The sequence below is a fragment of the Streptomyces macrosporus genome (genome assembly GCF_039533145.1).
GTDB lineage: Bacteria > Actinomycetota > Actinomycetes > Streptomycetales > Streptomycetaceae > Streptomyces > Streptomyces macrosporus.
In genome coordinates, this window is the sequence record NZ_BAAASZ010000051.1 from 313,794 (window position 1) to 332,701 (window position 18,908).

Below are 18,908 nucleotides of genomic sequence, written 5' to 3' on the forward strand. Positions count from 1 at the left end.
GTGGCAGGCGGTGCGCCGGTGGGTGTGCCGCCTTCGCCGCGTCCGCCGTGTCCGTCCGCGTCCGCCGTGCGCGGTGCCCGCCGTCAGTGGCGGTAGGTGGTGATGTCCTTGATCACCGAGAAGCCGAGTCCGTAGGCGCTCATCCCCCGCCCGTACGCGCCGATGTGCACGCTCTCGTTCCCCCGGCCCGCCAGGACCCATCCGTACTCGGACTCCCGGTAGCGGAACTCGGTCGGGACGCCGTCGACCGGCAGGGTCAGGGTGGACCAGGCGGGGCCGTCCAGGTCGTCCGCCAACTCCCAGGCGATCGCCGTCTGTTGGTCGAGCCACTGCTGTCTGAGCCCGCGCTCCATCCGGGTGGGCCAGGTGCATGACAGCAATCCCGACCCGGCCAGCCAGGCGGCCGACGAGACCGAGGTGGCGTCCAGGACGCCCGTGCCGTCCGGGCTGCTGCGCACCGGGCGGTCGGCGACCGTCACCACGACGGTGAAGCGCTGGTGGTCCGGGCCGGCCTCGGAGCGGTAGGAGGGCTCCTCCCCGTGCCCGGTCGAACCGTGCTCGACCGTGCCGTCGGCCGCTGTTCCCACCCGCATCAGCCAGCGCGGGCCGGTGAAGGCCTCATCGAGGCCGTACCAGGGGAAATCGGCCATGAGATAGCCGTCGATCCCCCGGTCCGGCCCGGACGCGGACGCGTCCTGCGGCTCTGCCCGGCCCGTCGTCTCCATCTGCGCGACGCCTCCTCGTGTGCCCTGTGTCGTGGTAGCAGGCCCGCCCCCCTCGGGCGGCCCGACCTCGGACACAGGGAGAATAGCCGGCCTTGTGCGCCGAATCGGACAGGACCGGGTGTGTTCTACGGGAGGTGGCCCTCCCGGTTCACCGTCGAGGAGTGCGTCAGGTGGCGTCGGCGTCGAACGGCGGGGGGTCCTGCCGGGGTGCCGGGGCGTCCTTGCGGAGCCGGTCGGAGGAGGTGCCCCCCGGGGCCGCCGCGGACGGGGCGGAGGTGCCCGAGGCGCCGCCGGACGGGCTGCCGGAGGTGATCTCCCGGCCGTTGACCGCGTCCGTGACCTCGGCGAGCTCCTGGCGCAGGTCGAAGCTGCTGCGGATCTCCTTCAGGCCCAGGTCGTCGTTGTCCAGCAGGTGCTTGCGGGCGAAGTTCTTGGGGTTGAGGTCCTCGAACTCGAAGTCCTTGAACTCCGGACCCAGCTCCCGGCGGATGTCGTCCCGGGCGCTGTCGGAGAACTCCCGGACCTTGCGGACGAACCGCGCCACGTCCTGGATGACCTTCGGCAGCTTCTCCGGCCCGAAGACAAGGACCGCGAGGATGATGAGCGCGACCAGCTCAAGGGGTCCTATGTCGAAGAACACCGTGCAGCTCCCTCAGATACGTCCACGACCCGTGCGGCCACTGTCACGGTACCCGCCGAGGCCCCGGGGTGGGAGTCGGCGATGCGAACAACGGCCGTCGGCCCCTCCCCCACGTCCCCCACGTCCCTCACGATCCGGTCGCCGACCCGAGCACGACCGTCACGGTCCGCTCCCGGCCGCCGCGCTCGACGGTCAGTTCCAGCCGGTCGCCGGGCCGGTGGCTGCGGATCTTGACGATCAGCTCCTCGCCGCCGCGGACCCGTGTGCCGTCCACCTCGGTGATGACGTCCCCCGCCTCGATGCCCGCCCTGTCGGCCGGTCCGCCGGGGACGACGGGCGTGCCCTCCCCGCCGGGCCCGAGGCCGACGCGGGCCCCCTCGCCGGGGTACTCCATGTCGAGCGTGACGCCGATCACCGGATGGGTGGCCCGACCGGTGTTGATCAGCTCCTCGGCCACCCGCTTGGCCTGGTTGACGGGGATGGCGAAGCCCAGTCCGATGCTGCCGCCGCGGCCGGACTCCGGCAGGCCGTTGCCGGCGGCGCGGATCGCGCTGTTGATGCCGATCACCCGCCCCCTGGCGTCCATCAGCGGACCGCCGGAGTTGCCGGGGTTGATCGGGGCGTCGGTCTGCAGCGCGTCCACGTAGCTGACGTCGCTGCCGTCGCCCTCGCCGCCCGCCGTGATGGGGCGCTCCGTGGCGCTGATGATCCCCGCGGTGACCGTGCCCGCCAGGTCGTACGGAGCGCCGATCGCCACGACCGGGTCGCCCACCCGCACCGAGTCGGAGTTGCCCAGCGGGAGCGGGTGGAGGTCGCGGACGCCCTCCACCCGCAGCACGGCGAGGTCGTAGCCCCTGTCGGTGCCGACGACCTCGGCGACGGCCGTCTCGCCGCCGTGGAAGGTCACCCTGATGTCCCCGCCGCCCTCGGCGGGCTCCACCACGTGGTGGTTGGTCAGGAGGTGGCCGCGCTTGTCGAGGACGAAGCCGGTGCCGGTGCCCTGCTCGCCGGAGCCCTGGACGTGGATGGTCACCACGCCGGGCAGGGCCCGCTCGGCGATGCCCGCCACGCTGTCCGGGGCGCGGTCCGTGGCCTCGGCGGGCGCCTGGGACAGCTCGACGGCGCCGAATCCGCCGGTGCGCTCCGCGTACGCCCCGATCCAGCCGCCCGCGCAGCCGGCGACCAGCGCCAGCACGACGGTCGCGACGGCGGTCCGCGGACGGAGCCGCCGCGGCGGAGCGGCGGGGAGCGGGAACCACGGGACCCGGAGGGTCCGCGGGTCGTGCGCGTCGGGGGCGAGCGGGGGCGGCGGCACCGCCCGGGACGGCGCCGGCGGGGCCCAGGGGTCGTACCGCGCGAACGGTCCGGCCGGGGCCGGCTCGGTCTCCGGCGCGGGGGCCTGGGCCTGGGCCGGCAGGCGGGTGCCGCGCGCGGGCGTCGCCACGGGGCGCTGGACGGGCGGGGCGGGAGCCCAGGGGCCCGGACCGCCGTAGGGCGGCGTGCTGTACGGGTCCTCCCCGTGCAGCGGTTTCGGCCCGGCCTCGGTGGCCTGCGCGCCTCCGGCCGGGTGCGGGGCGGAGGCCCCGCGTGGACGGCTCCACCACGTCGGCTGTGGCTCGGCGGCCTTCCCCTCGTCCATGCTCTCCCCACCTTCGCCCGCGCCCACCTCGTGCACGGACCCACACCACATCTCCACGATTCAAGCAGGTCCGTACCTCCGGGCGGGGACAGACCCGCCGGAGCGGACTCCGCCCCGGCCGGGTGCGGGCGCGGGGAGACCGGTCGGCAGCCGGTCGGCGGCCGGTGTCAGCGGCCGGGGGCGGCGGGAGTCGCGGAGGGGCCCGGCTCCGAGGCGGGGAGCGTGGCGGTGAACGTGCCCGAGGGGGACGTGCCGACGAGCGGCTGTTCCATCGCCCCGTACGGCTCCGTCGGCCCGAGCTCCAGCGGCTGGGCCGCGTAGGGCGTCGGGCGTATCAGGGGCGGGTGGAGCGTGGGGGTCACGTCGAGCACCGGCACCGTCATCAGCCCGTACTGCCGGGCGGTGTACTCGGCCTCCAGCCGCGACACGGACTGCGTGGGCGAGGCCGCCGGCGTCGGCTCCGCCGTGGGGGCGCCGAACGTGTGGGCCTCCTCCCGGCCGCCCTCGTCGGTCCGCCCGCCGTTCCGCACCGAGCCGACCGTGCCGGCCGTGCGCGGCGCGCCGGCGGTCGTGCCGCCGTCTCCGCCCGCGGCCACCGTGGGGCCGCCGGTCGTGCCGGAGGTGAGCGCGCCGCCGATGGCGAAGGCCGCCAGCGAGACGGCGCCGGCCGCGGCGAACGCGAAGCGGCGACCGCGCGAGGCCCCCCGGTCCGGCTCGTGGACGCGGAAACCCCGCTCGGGGGAGAGCACGCTGCGGGAGGGCAGGTACTCGAAGTCCCAGGGAGACACGGACGGGCCCCTCGGCCCGTCCGGCCCCGCCTCGTCGTCCAGCCCCGCGGGCAGCCCCTGGAGCCGCGCGAGCAGCCTCTCCGAGGGGGGCGGGGAGACGGCGTCGGCGAAGACGCTCTTCAGCCTGCGCTGGGCGTCCGCCTCGGCCTTGCAGGAGCGACAGGTGGCGAGGTGGGCGAGGACGCGCTCGCGCGTCTCGTGCCCCAGCTCGCCGTCCACCAGGGCCGCCAGGCGGTCCCCCAGGTGCTGTTCGGCCGGGGTCGGCTCCGTGTCGTAGGGGGAGTCGTAGGGGGAGCCGTATGTGCCGCTCACTCGACGCCGACCTCCCCCCTCGGGGTGCCGGGGAGCGCCCCGGCCAGGGCGCGCTGCTCGGCGCGCGCCTCGGGCGACCGGTGCCTGAGCGCCTTGCGCAGGTGGGAGCGGCCGCGGTGGATGCGGCTGCGGACCGTGCCGAGCTTCACGCCCAGCGTCGCGGCGATCTCCTCGTAGGAGAGGCCCTCGATGTCGCAGAGCACCACCGCCGCCCGGAACTCCGGGGCGAGGGTGTCCAGGGCGTGCTGGATGTCGGCGTCGAAGTGGGTGTCGTTGAAGTGCTGCTGCGGCGAGGGCTCGCGGCTCGCCAGCCGCTCGGCCGCGTCGTCGCCGAGGGCGTCGAAGCGGATGCGCTGCTTGCGCCGGACCATGTCCAGGAACAGGTTCGTGGTGATGCGGTGCAGCCACCCCTCGAAGGTGCCGGGGGTGTACGTGGACAGGGAGCGGAAGACCCGGACGAAGACCTCCTGGGTGAGGTCCTCGGCGTCGTGCTGGTTTCCGGTCAGGCGGTAGGCGAGCCGGTAGACCCGCGCGCTGTGGGTGCTGACGATCTCCTCCCAGGTGGGAGGCGTCCACGCCGGAGCGCCCGCGTCGGTGGCGAAGGTCGCGGTGGTCGCGGAGTCGTCGGCGTGGCGGCGGTCAGCGGTGTCGTTCACGGATTTCGGCTCGCCGGAGGACCTGCGAAAGCGCCTCAGCACTCCCCGGTCACCGGCAGCAGCCGCACCTCCCCTGTCGGCTCTGGTGGTGTCCAGTGGAGCCCCTACCATAGCCACCTCGCCCGTTAGCTCCGGATAAGCTTCTTTGACCGTCTTTTGGTCTTGCGCCATGTACGTTCCCCCGCCGTCCGTCGCATGGCCTCCTCCTTCACCAACGCGCGGTCCCATCTGCGGGTTCCCGACGGCAGCGGATACAGTCACGGTTGCGTGGAACACGGGGACAGGAGAGGGCGATTACCGGCAACCGGCAGACGAGCTGGGCGTTCGCCGACGCGTACGGCGCCGAACACGTCGAGCACGTCGAGCACTCTGCGGCACTGCGCTGGGCACGTGAGCGCGCCCTGGAGGCAGGGCTGCGTCCGGTGTCGGACGGCACGGGCGCGGCGCTGCGGCTGCTGGCCGCCGCCGTGGACGCCAAGGCGGTGGCCGAGATCGGCACCGGGACCGGAGTGTCGGGCATCCACCTGCTGGACGGCATGCGGCCGGACGGCGTGCTGACCACCGTGGACACCGAGCCGGAGTGCCAGCAGATAGCCCGCCAGGCGTTCCGCGCCGCGGGCTTCGCGGCCAACCGCGCCCGCTTCATCCCGGGCCGGGCCCTGGACGTGCTGCCGCGGCTCGCGGACGGCGGGTACGACCTGGTGTTCTGCGACGGCGACCGGATGGAGTGCCTGGAGTACCTGGGCGAATCGTTGCGCCTGCTGCGCCCGGGCGGGCTGGTCTGCTTCGAGGGCGTCTTCGCCGACGGCCGCACCGTCGACTCCTCGGCCCAGCCCGCCGAGGTCCTCAAGCTGCGCGAGCTGCTGCGCACCGTCCGCGACAGCACCGCGCTGCTGCCGTCGCTGCTGCCGGTGGGCGACGGGTTGCTGTGCGCGGTCAAGCGGAACCGCTGAGCCCCGTCCCGCCCGAAGCCCTTTCCCCGGTTCTCCGAGTGCTCTCCGCGGGGTTCCTCCGGCGGCCCCGAGCACACCGAAGCCCCCGGACGCCGGGCGCTCCGGAGGCTTCGGTCAAAGGTGGTGGCGGCGAGAGCGGTGCCGAGGACTCCTCAGCCGCAGGCCTTCTTCAGAGCTTCGCCGAGTGCATCCGCTTCGTCAGGGGTCAGCTCGACGACGAGTCGCCCACCGCCCTCGAGCGGAACGCGCATGATGATGCCCCGCCCCTCCTTGGTCACCTCGAGCGGGCCATCGCCCGTCCGCGGCTTCATGGCCGCCATGCTCGTTCCCCTTCCTGAAACCAGCTGATCTCAGCCGACGACCCAGGTGTCACCGGCGTCGAACACATTGCTTCCCGGCCATTATCCCGCATCACATGACCGCATGACCAACATCGTTCCGTATCCCTTGCGCAACGCGCTCACGCAAAACCACCCAATTCGGGGATCAAGTTGCGATACTGCGCGCTCTTCTTTCCCGCCTCGGCGCGGACGGGTTTGACACACCTCACACGCGCGGCCATATATCGGCCGCCGCCGGTCCTTGCCATGCTGGGCCCATGGCAGACAACGTGCTCTACGAAGTGTCCGAGGGTCTCGCGACCATCGTCCTCAATCGCCCCGACGCCATGAACGCCCTCGACACCGCGCTCAAGGAGGAGTTGCGGGACACGCTGCGGGAGGCGGCCGGCGATCCCGCCGTGCGCGCGGTGCTGCTGACCGGCAGGGGGCGCGCGTTCTGTGTCGGGCAGGACCTCAAGGAGCACGTCGAGACGTTGCGGCGGAGCGGCGGCGACGCCCTGGACACCGTGCGGGAGCACTACAACCCGATCACCCTCGCGATCGCCTCCATGCCCAAGCCGGTGGTGGCGGGCGTCAACGGCGTCGCGGCCGGCGCCGGCGCCGGGTTCGCCTTCGCCGCCGACTACCGCGTGGTCGCCGACACCGCCGCCTTCAACACCTCCTTCGCCGGCGTGGCGCTCACCGCCGACTCCGGCGTCTCCTGGACGCTGCCGCGGCTGGTCGGCCCGAGCCGCGCCGCCGACCTGCTGCTCTTCCCGCGGAGCGTGAAGGCGCAGGAGGCGCTGGAGCTGGGCATCGCCAACCGGGTCGTACCGGCCGACCGGCTGGCCGAGGAGGCCGAGGCCGTGGCCCGACACCTCGCCCAGGGGCCGACGGCCGCCTACGCCGCCATCAAGGAGTCCCTCGCCCACGGCTCGTCGCACTCCCTGGCCGAGACGCTGGAGAAGGAGGCCGAGCTCCAGATCCGCGCCGGCTCCTCCGAGGACCACAGGGCGGCGGTGGAGGCGTTCGTGAACAAGGAGAAGCCCGTCTTCCGCGGTCGCTGACCCCGCTCCGCGCCCCCGTCCCGGTCCGGGTCAGGGCACGGGACGGGGGGCGCGGGCGCAGCAGTCCGCCAGGTGGTCGTCGACCAGGCCGCACGCCTGCATCAGGGCGTAGGCGGTGGTGGGGCCGACGAATCGCAGGCCGCGCTTCTTGAGGGCCTTCGACAGCGCCGTGGACTGCGGGGTGATCGCGGGGACCTCGGCGAGCGTGCGCGGGGCGGGACGGCCGGCCGGGTCGGGCGCGTGGGACCACACCAGGGCGTCGAGCTCCCCCGGCTCCCACTCCGCGACGATCCGGGCGTTGGCCAGGACCGCGTCGATCTTGGCGCGGTTGCGGACGATGCCGGGATCGGCGAGCAGCCGCTCCCGGTCGGCCTCGGTGAACCGTGCCACCTCGGCGATGCGGAAGCCCGCGAACGCCGCCCGGAAGCCCTCGCGGCGGCGGAGGATCGTCAGCCAGGACAGGCCGGACTGGAACGCCTCCAGGCACAGCCGCTCGAACAGCGCGTCGTCGCCGTGCACCGGGCGGCCCCACTCGGTGTCGTGGTACGCCGTGTAGTCCTCGGTGGCCAGGCCCCAGGGGCAGCGGAGCCGTCCGTCCGGTCCGGGCAGGGCCGCGCCCGGGGCGGTCACCGGGGCTCCTCGGGGGCGTCGCCGGGCTTCTCGAACAGGTCGGGACCGCCCATCGCCGCCGCCTGCTCGCCCGCCAGGGACGCCTCCAGCTCGGCGATCCGCGCGTCGCGCTCGGCCAGTTCGGCGCCGAGCCGGTCGAGGACGTCGTCGACGTCCGCCATGCGGTAGCCGCGCACGGCCATCGGAAGGCGCAGCGCCTCCAGGTCCGCGCGGTTCACCGGGCGGTCGGGCGGCAGCCACGCCTCGGCCAGGTCCGGAGGGGCGTCGGCGAGCCCTCCCGTCGCGGTGTGGCCGGGGCCGTCGCCGCCGCCCACCACGGCCAACGCGACCGCGGTGACCACCACGACCAACGCGATCAGCAGAAACCAGAACACGCCATCTCCCCGAGTCCGTCACACCGACGACGGGCACGGCTGCTTCCGTGACCGCCTCCTGTGATCGTGCCACGAGACACCGGCGGCTAGGGTCGGCGGAGGGACATCCGTGCAGTGGCCACACGGGGCCGCGAGGAGAGGACAGCGATGCTGCGTCTGGGACGGCGCGAGTTCGACGAGCACGAGACGGTGGTCATGGCCATCGTGAACCGGACGCCGGACTCCTTCTACGACCGGGGCGCCACCTTCCGCGACGGACCGGCGCTGGACCGGGTCGAGCAGGCGGTGGCGGAGGGCGCCGCCATCGTCGACATCGGCGGGGTGAAGGCCGGCCCCGGCGAGGAGGTGACGGTCGAGGAGGAGGTGCGGCGCACGGTCGGCTTCGTCGCCGAGGTGCGGCGGCGCCACCCGGACGTGGTGATCAGCGTGGACACCTGGCGGCACGAGGTGGGCGAGGCGGTCTGCGAGGCGGGCGCCGACCTGCTCAACGACGCCTGGGGCGGCGTGGACCCGAAGCTCGCCGAGGTGGCGGCGCGGTACGGCGCCGGGCTGGTCTGCACGCACACCGGCGGCGCCAGGCCGCGGACCAGGCCGCACCGGGTGGCGTACGAGGACGTCATGGCCGACGTGCTGCGGACCACCGTCGGCCTGGCGGAGCGCGCGGTCGGGCTGGGGGTGCGGCGGGACGCGATCCTGATCGACCCCGGGCACGACTTCGGCAAGAACACCCGGCACTCCCTGGAGGTCACCCGGCGGCTGGAGGAGATGACGGCCACGGGGTGGCCGGTGCTGGTGTCGCTCTCCAACAAGGACTTCGTCGGGGAGACGCTGGACAAGCCGGTCAAGGAGCGGCTGACCGGCACCCTGGCCACGACGGCGGTGTCCGCGTGGCTGGGCGCGCGGGTCTTCCGCGTCCACGAGGTGGCCGAGACCCGTCAGGTGCTGGACATGGTCGCCTCCATCGCGGGCCTGCGTCCGCCGGCCGTCGCCCGCCGCGGCCTGGCCTGAGCGCGGCCGGGCCGCGCTCAGGCGGGCTCCTCCGGCAGTTCGCGCTCCACCGACCGGTCCGGCGCGGCGAGCTCCTGGGAGACCAGCTTGACCGTCTCGTCGACGTCGTCGGTGAGGTGGAACAGCTCCAGGTCGTGCGGGCCGGCCTTGCCGCCCGCGACGACGGTGTCGCGCAGCCAGTCCACCAGGCCCTGCCAGTACTCCGTGCCGAACAGCACGATGGGGAAGCGGGTGACCTTCCGCGTCTGGACCAGGGTGATCGCCTCGAACAGCTCGTCCATGGTGCCCATGCCGCCCGGCAGGACGACGAAGCCGCTCGCGTACTTGACGAACATCGTCTTGCGCACGAAGAAGTAGCGGAAGTTGACGCCGATGTCGACGTACCGGTTCAGCCCCTGCTCGAAGGGGAGCTCGATGCCCAGGCCGACCGAGACGCCGCCCGCCTCGTTCGCGCCCCGGTTGGCCGCCTCCATGGCCCCGGGGCCGCCGCCCGTGATCACCGTGAACCCGGCCTCCGCCAGGGCCCGGCCGATCCGCACCCCCGCCTCGTACTCGGGCGAGCCCTCCGGGGTGCGCGCCGAGCCGAAGACGCTGATGGCGGGGCCGAGTTCGGCGAGGGTGCCGAAGCCCTCCACGAACTCGGACTGGATGCGCATGACCCGCCAGGGGTCCTGGTGCACCCAGTCCGAGGGGCCGGCGGTGTCCAGCAGCCGCTGATCGGTGGTGCTGGGCTGGATCTGGTCGCGGCGGCGCACCACCGGCCCCAGACGGCGCTCCCGCGGCTCGCCCCGTTCGAACTCCTCGGCCCTGCCCATACGTGTCCTCCCTGTGTCGCTGTGTCGTCCGTCGATGACGTGCAGGCCGCCAGGGTACGCAGGCCCGGGTGACACGAGGGGGAACTCGTCCGGGCGCCCCGGCGACCGGACCGTCGAGGGTCCGTGCCACCGGATACCCAGCGATCAGGCGGTCAGCCAGGCGCGCAGCCGCTCCTCGCAGCGCAGGATCGCCGCGGTCTCGACGTGCTCGTCCCGCCGGTGTGCCACGTTGGGGTTCCCGGGACCGTAGTTGACGGCGGGGACGCCCAGCGCGCTGAACCGGGAGACGTCGGTCCAGCCGAACTTCGGCCGCACCTCGCCGCCGACCGCCGCCACGAAGGCCGCGGCGGCCGGGTGCGACAGGCCGGGCAGCGCCGGCCCGGAGCTGTCGGCCACCACGATCTCGTCCACCCCGCAGTCCGCGAACACCTCGCGGACGTGCTCCAGCGCCTGCTCCTCGGTGAGGTCGGGCGCGTAGCGGTAGTTGACGGTGACGGTGCACTCGTCCGGGATGACGTTGCCCGCGACACCGCCCTCGATCCCCACGGCGTTCAGGCCCTCGCGGAACTCCAGCCCGTCGATCACCGGTCGCCTGGGCTCGTAGGCGGCCAGGCGGGCGAGGATCGGGGCGGCGGCGTGGACGGCGTTCTCCCCCATCCAGCTCCGCGCGGAGTGCGCGCGCTGTCCGGTGGTGCGCAGCTTGACCCGCAGCGTGCCCTGACAGCCGCCCTCGACCCGGCCGTCGGAGGGTTCCAGCAGCACCGCGAAGTCCCCGGCCAGCCAGTCGGGGTGGGCCCGGGCCAGCCGGCCGAGGCCGTTGAGGTGCGCGTCGACCTCCTCGTTGTCGTAGAAGACGAAGGTCAGGTCCCGGTTCGGGGCGGGGACCGTGGCGGCGATCCGCAGTTGGACGGCGACCCCGGACTTCATGTCGGAGGTCCCGCAGCCCCACAGCACGCCGTCCTCCAGCCGGGAGGGCACGTTGTCGGCGATCGGCACGGTGTCGATGTGCCCGGCCAGGACGACCCGTTCGGCCCGGCCCAGGTCGGTCCGGGCGACGACGTTGTTGCCGTACCGGTCCACGCGCAGGTGCGGCAGGGCGCGCAGCGCGACCTCGACCGCGTCCGCCAGCGGTTTCTCGTCACCGCTGACCGAGGGGATGTCGACGAGTCGCGCGGTCAGCCGCGCCGCGTCCTGCGTCAGGTCGAGGACGGCGTCGGCGTCGGGGTCCAGGGGGGCACGCTCCATGACGTCGACCCTATCCGCCCCCCGCGGCGGCCCGTGCGCCCGGTCCTCCGACGGCCGGGCCACATCCGCGGTGGACACCGGTACCTTTGTCGCGTGTCCGAGCGAGCTTCCACTCCGCCTCGCGGCCGGCTGGTGCGCCTCGCCGCCGCGTGTGTCGTGCTGCTCGGACTCGCCGGGTATCTGCTGGTGCGCCACGATCCCGGCGGGTCCGGACCGGCCAGATGTACCGTGACCGCCGCCGGCGACGGCGAGCCGTACGTGATAGAGCCCCAGCAGGCCGCCAACGCCGCGACCATCGAGGCCGTCGCCTCCGCCCGGGGCCTGCCCGAGCGGGCGGTCACCATCGCCCTGGCCACCGCCATGCAGGAGTCGGCGCTGCGCAACATCGACTACGGCGACCGGGACTCCGTCGGCCTGTTCCAGCAGCGTCCCTCCCAGGGATGGGGGACGCCGGAGCAGATCATGGACCCGGTGTACGCGGCCGGGAAGTTCTACGACCACCTGGTGGAGATCCCCGGCTACTCCCGCCTGCCGCTGACCGTCGCCGCGCAGCGGGTGCAGCGCAGCGGCTTCCCCGACGCCTACGCCAAGCACGAGTCCCGGGCCGCGCTGCTCACCGCCGCGCTCACCGGCCGCCGGGCCGCCTCCCTCACCTGCGTCCCCGACGCGGGCGGGAGCACGGTCGCGGGCGACCCGGTGCGGGTGCGGGAGAAGCTGGTCCGCGAGTTCGGCGAGGACGTGCTGCCGGACTCCGCCCGGGTCGGGGGCGGCGGGAGCGGCCGCAGCGCGCCCGACCCGGTCCTCTCCGTCCCGGTCCACACCCCCGCCCGCGGCACCGAGACCGACGTCGACCGGCGCGGCTGGGAGGTGGCGCACTGGGCCGTGGCCCACTCCTTCGAGTTGGGGATCGAACGCGTCTCCTACGGAAAGCGAGTCTGGGAAGCCGACAGGGCGGAGGAGGGCTGGCGCACGACCGAGGACGCGTACCGCTCCGAGGTCGTCATCGTCACCGCCCGGTAGCGTCCGGCGTCACCGCGCGGCGGTCCCGCCGTCACCCGAACGGGGGTCTCGGGCGGTTCCGCGAAAGGGTCCGGGAACCGCCGCGCGGCACTCTTCCCCGAACCCGTCCTTTCCCTTGGGAACACGGGGCTGCGACGATTTTGCGACGGCATTCGTTCTGGCCGGATTGTCCGTTCTCGCCCCCTCCGGACAATGCCCCGCATTGCCAATCCTTTACCCGCGCGACCGCAACTTCCGAGGCATCCGGCGCGATAGGCACGGCGTCCGGAGGGCACCGCCCGGCCGGATGCGCACGACGCCTTTCGGACCCAGCGTCCGGAGGAATTTCCGCAAGCCTCATTCTCCGTCGAAGGAGCAACATGTCCCTCCCCCTCTCGCGCCGGATCGCACGGACCGCGCTGCTGCTCGCAGCGGGCGCCGCCTCCGCAGTCGGTGCGACCGGTTCCGCGAACGCCGCCGAGCTCCTGCCCGCCAAGGACCTGGGCGGGCTGAGCAACCTGGACGGCGCGGACCTGGGCGACGCCATCGACGACACCTCGCGCGACGTCACCGACCAGGCGGGCAAGACCGGCGGCAAGACCGTCAGGAAGGTCGTCCCGGCCGCCGGCGAGACCGTCGGCTCCATGGGCAAGACCGCCCTTCCCACCGCGCAGAAGGCCGCGGGCAAGGCGACCGGCGCCACCGGCTCCCTCCTCGGCGACACCGCCAAGTCCACCGCCAAGGACAAGGGCGGCAAGGGCAAGGCCAAGGCGAAGGCGAAGGGCAAGCTGCCCTCCACCAAGAAGCTGAGCAAGGCGACCGACAGCCTGCCCACGGACATCCTGCCCGGCGTCGACAAGCTGCCGGTCAAGGACCTGCCGCTGGGCTGACGCCCGTACGCGCGCCGACCGTGTGCCGCCTCACGCGCACAGGGCCCGGGAACCGTTCGGTCCCCGGGCCCCTGCCGCACGTCGTCGGCCCGCGCGCGGTACGGCTCGCTCGACGGCTCACGCGGTGAGGCGCCGCACGGCCTCCCCTACCCGTTCGTCCGTCGCGGTGAAGGCGACCCGCACGAACCGCTCCCCCGCCGGGCCGTAGAAGTCGCCCGGCGCCACCAGCACGCCGCGCCGGGACAGCTCCTCCACCGTCTCCCAGCAGGGTTCGTCCCGCGTCGCCCACAGGTACAGCGACGCCTCGCTGTGCTCGATCCGGAAGCCGTTCGCCTCCAGCGCGGTGCGCAGCGCCGAGCGCCGCGCCGCGTAGCGCTCGCGCTGCTCGGCCACGTGCGCGTCGTCGCCGAGCGCCGCCACCGTGGCGGCCTGCACCGGGGCGGGCACCATCATCCCGCCGTGCTTGCGCACCCGCAGCAGTTCGGCGAGGATCCCCTCGTCCCCGACCAGGAACGCGGCGCGGTAGCCGGCCAGGTTGGAGCGCTTGGAGAGCGAGTGGACGGCGACGATGCCCTCGTGGCCGCCGCCGCAGACGTCCGGGTGGAGGACGGAGACCGGCTCGGCCTCCCAGCCCAGCTCCAGGTAGCACTCGTCGCTGAAGACCAGCACTCCGTGCTCGCGCGCCCAGGCGACGGTCGCCTTCAGCTCCTCCTTCGGCAGCACCCGACCGGTGGGGTTGGAGGGGGAGTTCAGCCACAGCAGCCGCAGTCCCTCGGGGTCGACCTCGCGCGGCTCGTCGTAGACGACCGGCTCGGCGCCCGCCAGCCGCGCCCCCACCTCGTACGTCGGGTACGCCAGCCGCGGAAAGGCCACCTTGTCCCCGGCGCCGATGCCGAGCTGGATCGGCAGCCAGGCCACCAGCTCCTTGGAGCCGACGACCGGCAGGACGTGGGTGTGCGCCAGCCCCCGCGCGCCCAGCCGCCGCTCGCTCCAGCCGACGATCGCGTCCCGCAGTTCGGTGGTGCCCCACACCGTCGGATAGCCGGGGCTGTCGCCGGCGGCGACGAGCGCCTCCTTGATCACGTCGGGCACCGGGTCGACCGGGGTCCCCACGGAGAGGTCCACGATGCCGTCCGGGTGCGCGGCCGCGGTCTTCTTGTACGGCTCCAGCCGGTCCCACGGGAAGACCGGCAGACGGGAGGACAGGGGTGGCACTTGTCTTCGCTCTCTTTCCGGGAAAAAACCCGGTCCCGCACGGCGCGGAGCCGTGCGGGACCGGGGTCAGCTCTGGGGCCGCCGTCGGATCACTCGTTTTCCTGCGGCGGCAGCGCGGCGACGAACGGGTGGTCGCGCTCGATCAGGCCGAGCTTGCTGGCCCCGCCGGGCGAGCCCAGCTCGTCGAAGAACTCGACGTTGGCCTTGTAGTAGTCCTTCCACTCCTCGGGGACGTCGTCCTCGTAGAAGATGGCCTCGACCGGGCAGACCGGTTCACAGGCACCGCAGTCGACGCATTCGTCCGGGTGGATGTACAAGGACCGCCGGCCCTCGTAGATGCAGTCGACGGGGCACTCCTCGATGCAGGCCTTGTCCTTCACGTCGACACAAGGCTGCGCGATGACGTAGGTCACGCTGTCGTTCCTCCTCGGTAGGGCGCGGCAGCCGGTCCGGTTTGGCTGGTCCGCGATGGCGCGCGGGAGCGCGGCGTCGTCGATGCCCGCACCTAGTATCTCCGTTCTTGGGCAGGAGACGAACAGGAGGGGTGGTCAGGGCCGTGGAGTTCACCGTGGGCGGACGACTCGAACTTCGTATCAGCGCCGATGACGTGGGCAAACGTGTCTCGGTGCGCAGTCTGACCGGTTCCGGGGGCGCGGGGCCGGCCTTCACCGACACGGTCGGCGTTCTCACATCGTGGGCGGACGGTGTGCTCTCGATCACGCGGCGCGGCGGTGGGATCGTGCGGCTGGAGGAGTCGGCCCTGGTCGCGGGGAAGGTGGTGCCCGCCGCGCCCGCCCGCAGGAGGGGGCCCGCGGCGGACGCGCGGGAGCTGCGGGAGGTGGCGGCGCGCGGCTGGCCCGCGGTCGAGACCGCCCGGCTGGGCGGGTGGACGCTCCGCGCGTCCGGCGGCTTCACCGGCCGCGCCAACTCCGTCCTGCCCCTCGGCGACCCCGGTGTGGAGCTGGACGCGGCCCTGGCGGAGACCGTCCGCTGGTACGGGGAGCGCGGCCTGCCCGCCCTGGTCCAGATCGCCACGGGCGGCACCGACACCGACGAGCTGCTCGGCGCCGAGCTGGAGCGGCGCGGCTGGACGGCCGAGCGGTTCGCCGTCCTGCGCACGGCCGCGCTCGCGCCGCTGGCCGACCGCGAACCGGACCCGCGGGTGCGGCTGTCGCGCCGGCCGGACGAGGTCTGGCTGGGCGCGTACCACCGCGGCTCCTCGGCGGAATCGGCCGAGGACGCGCTGAAGGTGCTGGCCGGCGGCCCGTCGGTGTGGTTCGCCACCGTGCCGGGGGACGGCGCGGAGGGCGGGAGCGCCGCCCCGGCCGCCATCGGACGGTGCGTGGTGGACGGCCGGTGGGCGGGGTTCGCCGCCGTCGAGGTCGCCCCCGGGCGGCGGCGCGAGGGGCTGGCGACGGCGGTCATGGCGGAGCTGGCCCGCGCGGCGCTGGAGGAGGGCGCCTCGGCGGCGTACCTCCAGGTCGAGCCGGAGAACACCGCCGCCTTGGCGCTGTACGACCGGCTGGGCTTCGTCGACCACCACAGCTACCACTATCGCCGTGCTCCCCGGGGCTGAGCGCGGGTACGGAGTGCCACATGGACAGCCATGACAACCGGGACGCCGCGGAGAACGGGAGGGACGCCACGGTGCGGGAGCGCTTCGCGGAGGCCGCGCGGGCCGAGCGCCCCGACCTGGCGCTGCTGTGCCTGCTGATCAACGCCGAGGCCGACGCCGAGGCGGGCGAGGAGGCCGTCGACGCGGCGCAGATCGAGCTGGACCGGCTCACGGGCCTGCTGCCGTACGAGCCCTCGCGCGACCCGCGCGGGTGGGCGCGCGCCCTGGCCGTCCTGCTCGGCGAGAAGCACGGTTTCCACGGTACCGCCGACGACTACCGCAGGTTGGAGTCCTCGCTGCTGGGCGAGGTGCTGAAGCGGCGGCGCGGCCTGCCGATCCTGCTGTCGGTGGTGTGGATGGAGGTCGCGCGCCGGGCGGGCGCGCCGGTGTACGGGATCGCGCTGCCGGGGCACTTCGTCGTCGGCCTCGGGGACCCGGCGGGCGAGCACGTCGTCGTCGACCCCTTCGCGGGCGGCCGGCTGCTGGACGAGCAGGACGTGGAACTGCTGGTGGCCGGCTCCACGGGCGTGGCGCTGTCGGAGGCGATGCTCCAGCCCGCCGGTCCGTTGGAGATCGTGCTGCGCGTGCTGAACAACATCCGCGCGTGGGCGGCGGCCCGCCCCGAGCACACGGACGTCCAGCTCTGGGCGGTGGAGCTGTCGCTCCTGTTGCCGCACCATCCGGCCCGGCTGCGCTACGAGCGGGCGCGGCTGCTGGTCGAGCGGGGCGATTTCGTCGGCGGCGCCCGGGAGATGGAGCGGTACGCCGACACGGTCGCCGCGATGGAGCCGAGCGCCGCCGACGCCATCCGCCGTCAGGCACGAGCGGCCCGTGCCCGGCTCAACTAGCCGGGCGCGGGCCGCCGGTGGCGGTACCGGTCCGGTGCCGGACCGACAACCGGTCCGCGGGGCCGCTACTGCGGGTCGAGTTCGATGACGCCGACCCGCTTGGCGGGGTCGGTCTCCCGGAGCGCCTCGCGCAGCGCGCCCGCGACGTCCTGGGGGGTGACCGGGGTCTTGGTCCCGTTGCCGCGGGTGATCAGGACGCCGTCGAAGGTGCTCCCGTACAGCTCCTCGAGCACCTTCAGGTCGTAGGTGTCCACGAGCTTGCCGTCGACCGGCTTCATCGACAGGAACCTCGGCAGCGACCCGGTGGGGCTGAACGGGATCTCCCTGTCGCCGGCCTTGACCGTGACCAGGCCGGACATCGCCGGCTCGCCGAACTCCCGGATCGCCCGGTCGATCTCCTTCTGGTCCACCTCGGGCTGCTGGAGGGAGACCGGCAGGGTGACGGGGGCCCTGTCGCCCGTGGCGACCTGCTCGCGGTAGGCGCCCTCGACCAGGTCCGCGCCTTGGGCGACGTCCACGGCCTTGTGGGGCTTGCCCGGGACGCCGACGGCCTTGCCGTTGACGAACTTGACCATGCCGTCCTGCGCCTGGCCGTTCGAGACCCCCGCGGTCAGGTCCTTCAGGGCGGCGGTGAGCTTCTCCTCGTCGACCTTGAAGACCGGTTCGGCGTGGCGGGCGCCGCCCAGGAGCGAACCGATGACGGAGACCGGGTTGTAGTCCCGTCCGGAGGCGTTGCGCACGGTGGTCTCGGTGTCGAGCGCCAGGCCCGCGACGGTCGGCTTGAGCGTCTTCTCCTCGCCCTCGACCTTCAGGACCAGCGGCGTGTCCGCGCGCTCGCCGAGGACGGCTTCGAGCTTGTTCATCGCCGTCTGCCGGTCGGTGCCGCCGATCTCCACGCCGAGGACGGTGGTGCCGTTGGGCACGTCGGCGTGGTCGAGCAGCAGGCCGGCGCCGTACGCCACGCCGAGCACGCCGAAGGCCGCGACACCGACCAGGACGAGCTTGGAACGGCCCCGCTTGGCGGAGACCTGCGCGGGCGGAGGCACCGGGGCGCCGGAGTTCCCCGGGGCCGGGGCGGCCCGGCCGTCGTCGTCGGCCGGCGGTACGCGCGGGATGCCGCTGACCAGGGTGTCGCCGGAGACCCGGCCGCCGGTGGGGGCGGGACCGCCGAGGTCGGGCGCCGGGCCGCCGGTCCGCGGGGGCTCGGGCGCGGTGGCCGGTCCGGGCACGGTCGGCTGCGGTCCGGTCTCCGTCGGGGAGGACGCCTGGGGGGACAGCGGGGAGGACGCGCCCGGCGCGGCTCCGGGGTGCCGGAAACCGGGCGGCAGCAGCGGCATGTCGCCGGTGGCCGGCCCGGTGGTGGGCCCGCTGGGACCGCCCGCGACGGGCACGCCGTGCGGCGGGGTCGCGGTGGGGACGCCGTGGGGCGGCGTGGCGGCGGGGACACCGTGCGGCGGGGTGTGGCCCGGCCCCGACGGGGTGCCGTTCGCGCGGTCGGCCGCAGCGAGCGGGCCGGTGTCCGCCAGGGCGCCGATGGGCGAGCCGTGCGGCGGGGTGTCGGTGCGCTGCCGCGGCGGCCCGGCCGGAGCGCCGCCGGAGGCGCCGCCCCTCGGGGGCTTGCGCGGGGCGAACCAGGAACTGGTCGGCCGGCCGCCGGAGGTGGAGGAGGAGCCGCCCGTCGTGGACGAACCCGCGTCCGCGGCCGTGCCGTTCGCGCCCTGGGACGGGATGTCCGCGGCGGAGGGCACCGTGCCGTTCGCGCCGGCGTCCGTCGCGGCGTCGGCCCCCGTCGTCGTCTCGTCCGAGGAGACGGTGTCCTCGCCGACGGGCTTGCGCACGACGACCGGAGGGATGGGCCGGGAACCCGGGATGTTGATCCGGATGCGGGTGGTCAGCGTGGTCTCTGTCTTCGGCTCGCCCGGCCGCGCGGCGCCCCGCCCGGCGGGCTCGCCCGGCGCACCGTCGACCGGTGTGCCGTACGGCTCGGTCCCCGACGGGTACGCGGTACCGCCCCGCGTCTGGGGGACGGAGGACGGACTGTCAGTTTCACGACTCAAAGCAGGATCTCCCGGTTGGATTCGCCGCCCGCCATGGTTCCGATCGGCTCGCACGGGCGGCTCGCCGGCGCGCACCACCTTACTGGGGGTCGCCGCCGCGGACCCCGGGAGT

20 protein-coding genes are annotated in these 18,908 nt (G+C 74.1%); 7 read left to right on the forward strand and 13 right to left on the reverse strand.

Going from position 1 to position 18,908, the window contains the following annotated elements; genetic code table 11:
* Window positions 1-83 precede the first annotated feature (83 nt).
* The 5 genes from ABD335_RS29075 to sigE all read right to left on the reverse strand — a co-directional run bounded on the left by ABD335_RS29075 (window position 84) and on the right by sigE (window position 4,871).
* Entirely contained in the window at window positions 84-725 is a 642-nt protein-coding gene (locus ABD335_RS29075) for a hypothetical protein (RefSeq protein ID WP_344328836.1), read from the reverse strand.
* Between the two features lie 166 nt (window positions 726-891).
* Entirely contained in the window at window positions 892-1,365 is a 474-nt protein-coding gene (locus tag ABD335_RS29080; RefSeq protein WP_344328839.1) for a sec-independent translocase, read from the reverse strand.
* Window positions 1,366-1,492: 127 nt separating this feature from the next.
* Complete coding sequence (locus ABD335_RS29085; RefSeq protein ID WP_344328841.1) at window positions 1,493-3,004, reverse strand: trypsin-like peptidase domain-containing protein; 1,512 nt, start codon at window positions 3,002-3,004, stop codon at window positions 1,493-1,495.
* Between the two features lie 167 nt (window positions 3,005-3,171).
* Window positions 3,172-4,104 (reverse strand): anti-sigma factor family protein, encoded by a 933-nt coding sequence (locus ABD335_RS29090; RefSeq protein WP_344328846.1) that lies wholly within the window; start codon window positions 4,102-4,104, stop codon window positions 3,172-3,174.
* Window positions 4,101-4,871 (reverse strand): RNA polymerase sigma factor SigE, encoded by a 771-nt coding sequence (gene sigE, locus ABD335_RS29095; RefSeq protein ID WP_344328847.1) that lies wholly within the window; start codon window positions 4,869-4,871, stop codon window positions 4,101-4,103. The genes ABD335_RS29090 and sigE overlap by 4 nt, the downstream gene beginning before the upstream one ends.
* A gap of 152 nt (window positions 4,872-5,023) precedes the next feature.
* Here sigE and ABD335_RS29100 point away from each other — a divergent pair, with 152 nt between their 5' ends.
* The gene (locus ABD335_RS29100; RefSeq protein WP_344328849.1) at window positions 5,024-5,713 is read left to right on the forward strand and encodes an O-methyltransferase; all 690 of its coding nucleotides are present in this window, start codon (window positions 5,024-5,026) and stop codon (window positions 5,711-5,713) included.
* 152 nt (window positions 5,714-5,865) lie between these two features.
* Here the strand turns inward: ABD335_RS29100 and ABD335_RS29105 are convergent, their stop codons facing one another.
* A complete protein-coding gene (locus ABD335_RS29105; protein ID WP_014137929.1) occupies window positions 5,866-6,033 on the reverse strand; it encodes a DUF3117 domain-containing protein in 168 nt (55 codons plus the stop codon).
* A gap of 278 nt (window positions 6,034-6,311) precedes the next feature.
* Between ABD335_RS29105 and chcB the strand changes: the two genes are divergently transcribed.
* Window positions 6,312-7,100 (forward strand): 2-cyclohexenylcarbonyl CoA isomerase, encoded by a 789-nt coding sequence (gene chcB / locus ABD335_RS29110; RefSeq protein WP_344328852.1) that lies wholly within the window; start codon window positions 6,312-6,314, stop codon window positions 7,098-7,100.
* Window positions 7,101-7,130: 30 nt separating this feature from the next.
* On the opposite strand, the gene ABD335_RS29115 is transcribed toward chcB, so the two are convergent.
* Together ABD335_RS29115 and ABD335_RS29120 are read right to left on the reverse strand one after the other, a co-directional pair.
* Entirely contained in the window at window positions 7,131-7,730 is a 600-nt protein-coding gene (locus ABD335_RS29115; protein WP_344328853.1) for a DNA-3-methyladenine glycosylase I, read from the reverse strand.
* Window positions 7,727-8,104, reverse strand: a complete 378-nt coding sequence (locus tag ABD335_RS29120; RefSeq protein WP_344328854.1) for a DivIVA domain-containing protein — start codon at window positions 8,102-8,104, stop codon at window positions 7,727-7,729. The genes ABD335_RS29115 and ABD335_RS29120 overlap by 4 nt, the downstream gene beginning before the upstream one ends.
* A gap of 147 nt (window positions 8,105-8,251) precedes the next feature.
* Between ABD335_RS29120 and folP the strand changes: the two genes are divergently transcribed.
* The gene (gene folP / locus ABD335_RS29125) at window positions 8,252-9,112 is read left to right on the forward strand and encodes a dihydropteroate synthase (RefSeq protein WP_344328856.1); all 861 of its coding nucleotides are present in this window, start codon (window positions 8,252-8,254) and stop codon (window positions 9,110-9,112) included.
* Window positions 9,113-9,129: 17 nt separating this feature from the next.
* Here folP and ABD335_RS29130 read toward each other — a convergent pair whose 3' ends face one another.
* Both ABD335_RS29130 and dapE read right to left on the reverse strand, forming a co-directional pair.
* Complete coding sequence (locus ABD335_RS29130; RefSeq protein WP_344328857.1) at window positions 9,130-9,927, reverse strand: LOG family protein; 798 nt, start codon at window positions 9,925-9,927, stop codon at window positions 9,130-9,132.
* Between the two features lie 144 nt (window positions 9,928-10,071).
* Window positions 10,072-11,172: a succinyl-diaminopimelate desuccinylase gene (gene dapE, locus ABD335_RS29135; protein ID WP_344328860.1), complete on the reverse strand. Its 1,101-nt coding sequence runs from the start codon at window positions 11,170-11,172 to the stop codon at window positions 10,072-10,074.
* A 93-nt stretch (window positions 11,173-11,265) separates the two neighbouring features.
* Between dapE and ABD335_RS29140 the strand changes: the two genes are divergently transcribed.
* Entirely contained in the window at window positions 11,266-12,192 is a 927-nt protein-coding gene (locus tag ABD335_RS29140; RefSeq protein WP_344328862.1) for a VldE C-terminal domain-containing protein, read from the forward strand.
* Window positions 12,193-12,551: 359 nt separating this feature from the next.
* On the forward strand, window positions 12,552-13,061 hold the full coding sequence (locus tag ABD335_RS29145; RefSeq protein ID WP_344328863.1) for an ATP-binding protein: 510 nt from the start codon (window positions 12,552-12,554) through the stop codon (window positions 13,059-13,061).
* 117 nt (window positions 13,062-13,178) lie between these two features.
* Here the strand turns inward: ABD335_RS29145 and dapC are convergent, their stop codons facing one another.
* Both dapC and fdxA read right to left on the reverse strand, forming a co-directional pair.
* Window positions 13,179-14,276, reverse strand: a complete 1,098-nt coding sequence (gene dapC, locus ABD335_RS29150; protein ID WP_344328865.1) for a succinyldiaminopimelate transaminase — start codon at window positions 14,274-14,276, stop codon at window positions 13,179-13,181.
* A gap of 89 nt (window positions 14,277-14,365) precedes the next feature.
* On the reverse strand, window positions 14,366-14,689 hold the full coding sequence (gene fdxA, locus ABD335_RS29155) for a ferredoxin (RefSeq protein ID WP_344328866.1): 324 nt from the start codon (window positions 14,687-14,689) through the stop codon (window positions 14,366-14,368).
* Between the two features lie 143 nt (window positions 14,690-14,832).
* Between fdxA and ABD335_RS29160 the strand changes: the two genes are divergently transcribed.
* Complete coding sequence (locus ABD335_RS29160) at window positions 14,833-15,852, forward strand: GNAT family N-acetyltransferase (RefSeq protein ID WP_344328869.1); 1,020 nt, start codon at window positions 14,833-14,835, stop codon at window positions 15,850-15,852.
* Between the two features lie 20 nt (window positions 15,853-15,872).
* Window positions 15,873-16,739 carry a transglutaminase-like and tetratricopeptide repeat-containing protein gene (locus ABD335_RS29165; RefSeq protein ID WP_344328870.1) on the forward strand — a complete coding sequence of 289 codons (867 nt, stop codon included), beginning with the start codon at window positions 15,873-15,875 and terminating at the stop codon, window positions 16,737-16,739.
* A 65-nt stretch (window positions 16,740-16,804) separates the two neighbouring features.
* Here the strand turns inward: ABD335_RS29165 and ABD335_RS29170 are convergent, their stop codons facing one another.
* Window positions 16,805-18,796, reverse strand: a complete 1,992-nt coding sequence (locus ABD335_RS29170) for a peptidoglycan binding domain-containing protein (RefSeq protein WP_344328871.1) — start codon at window positions 18,794-18,796, stop codon at window positions 16,805-16,807.
* Window positions 18,797-18,908 lie beyond the last annotated feature (112 nt).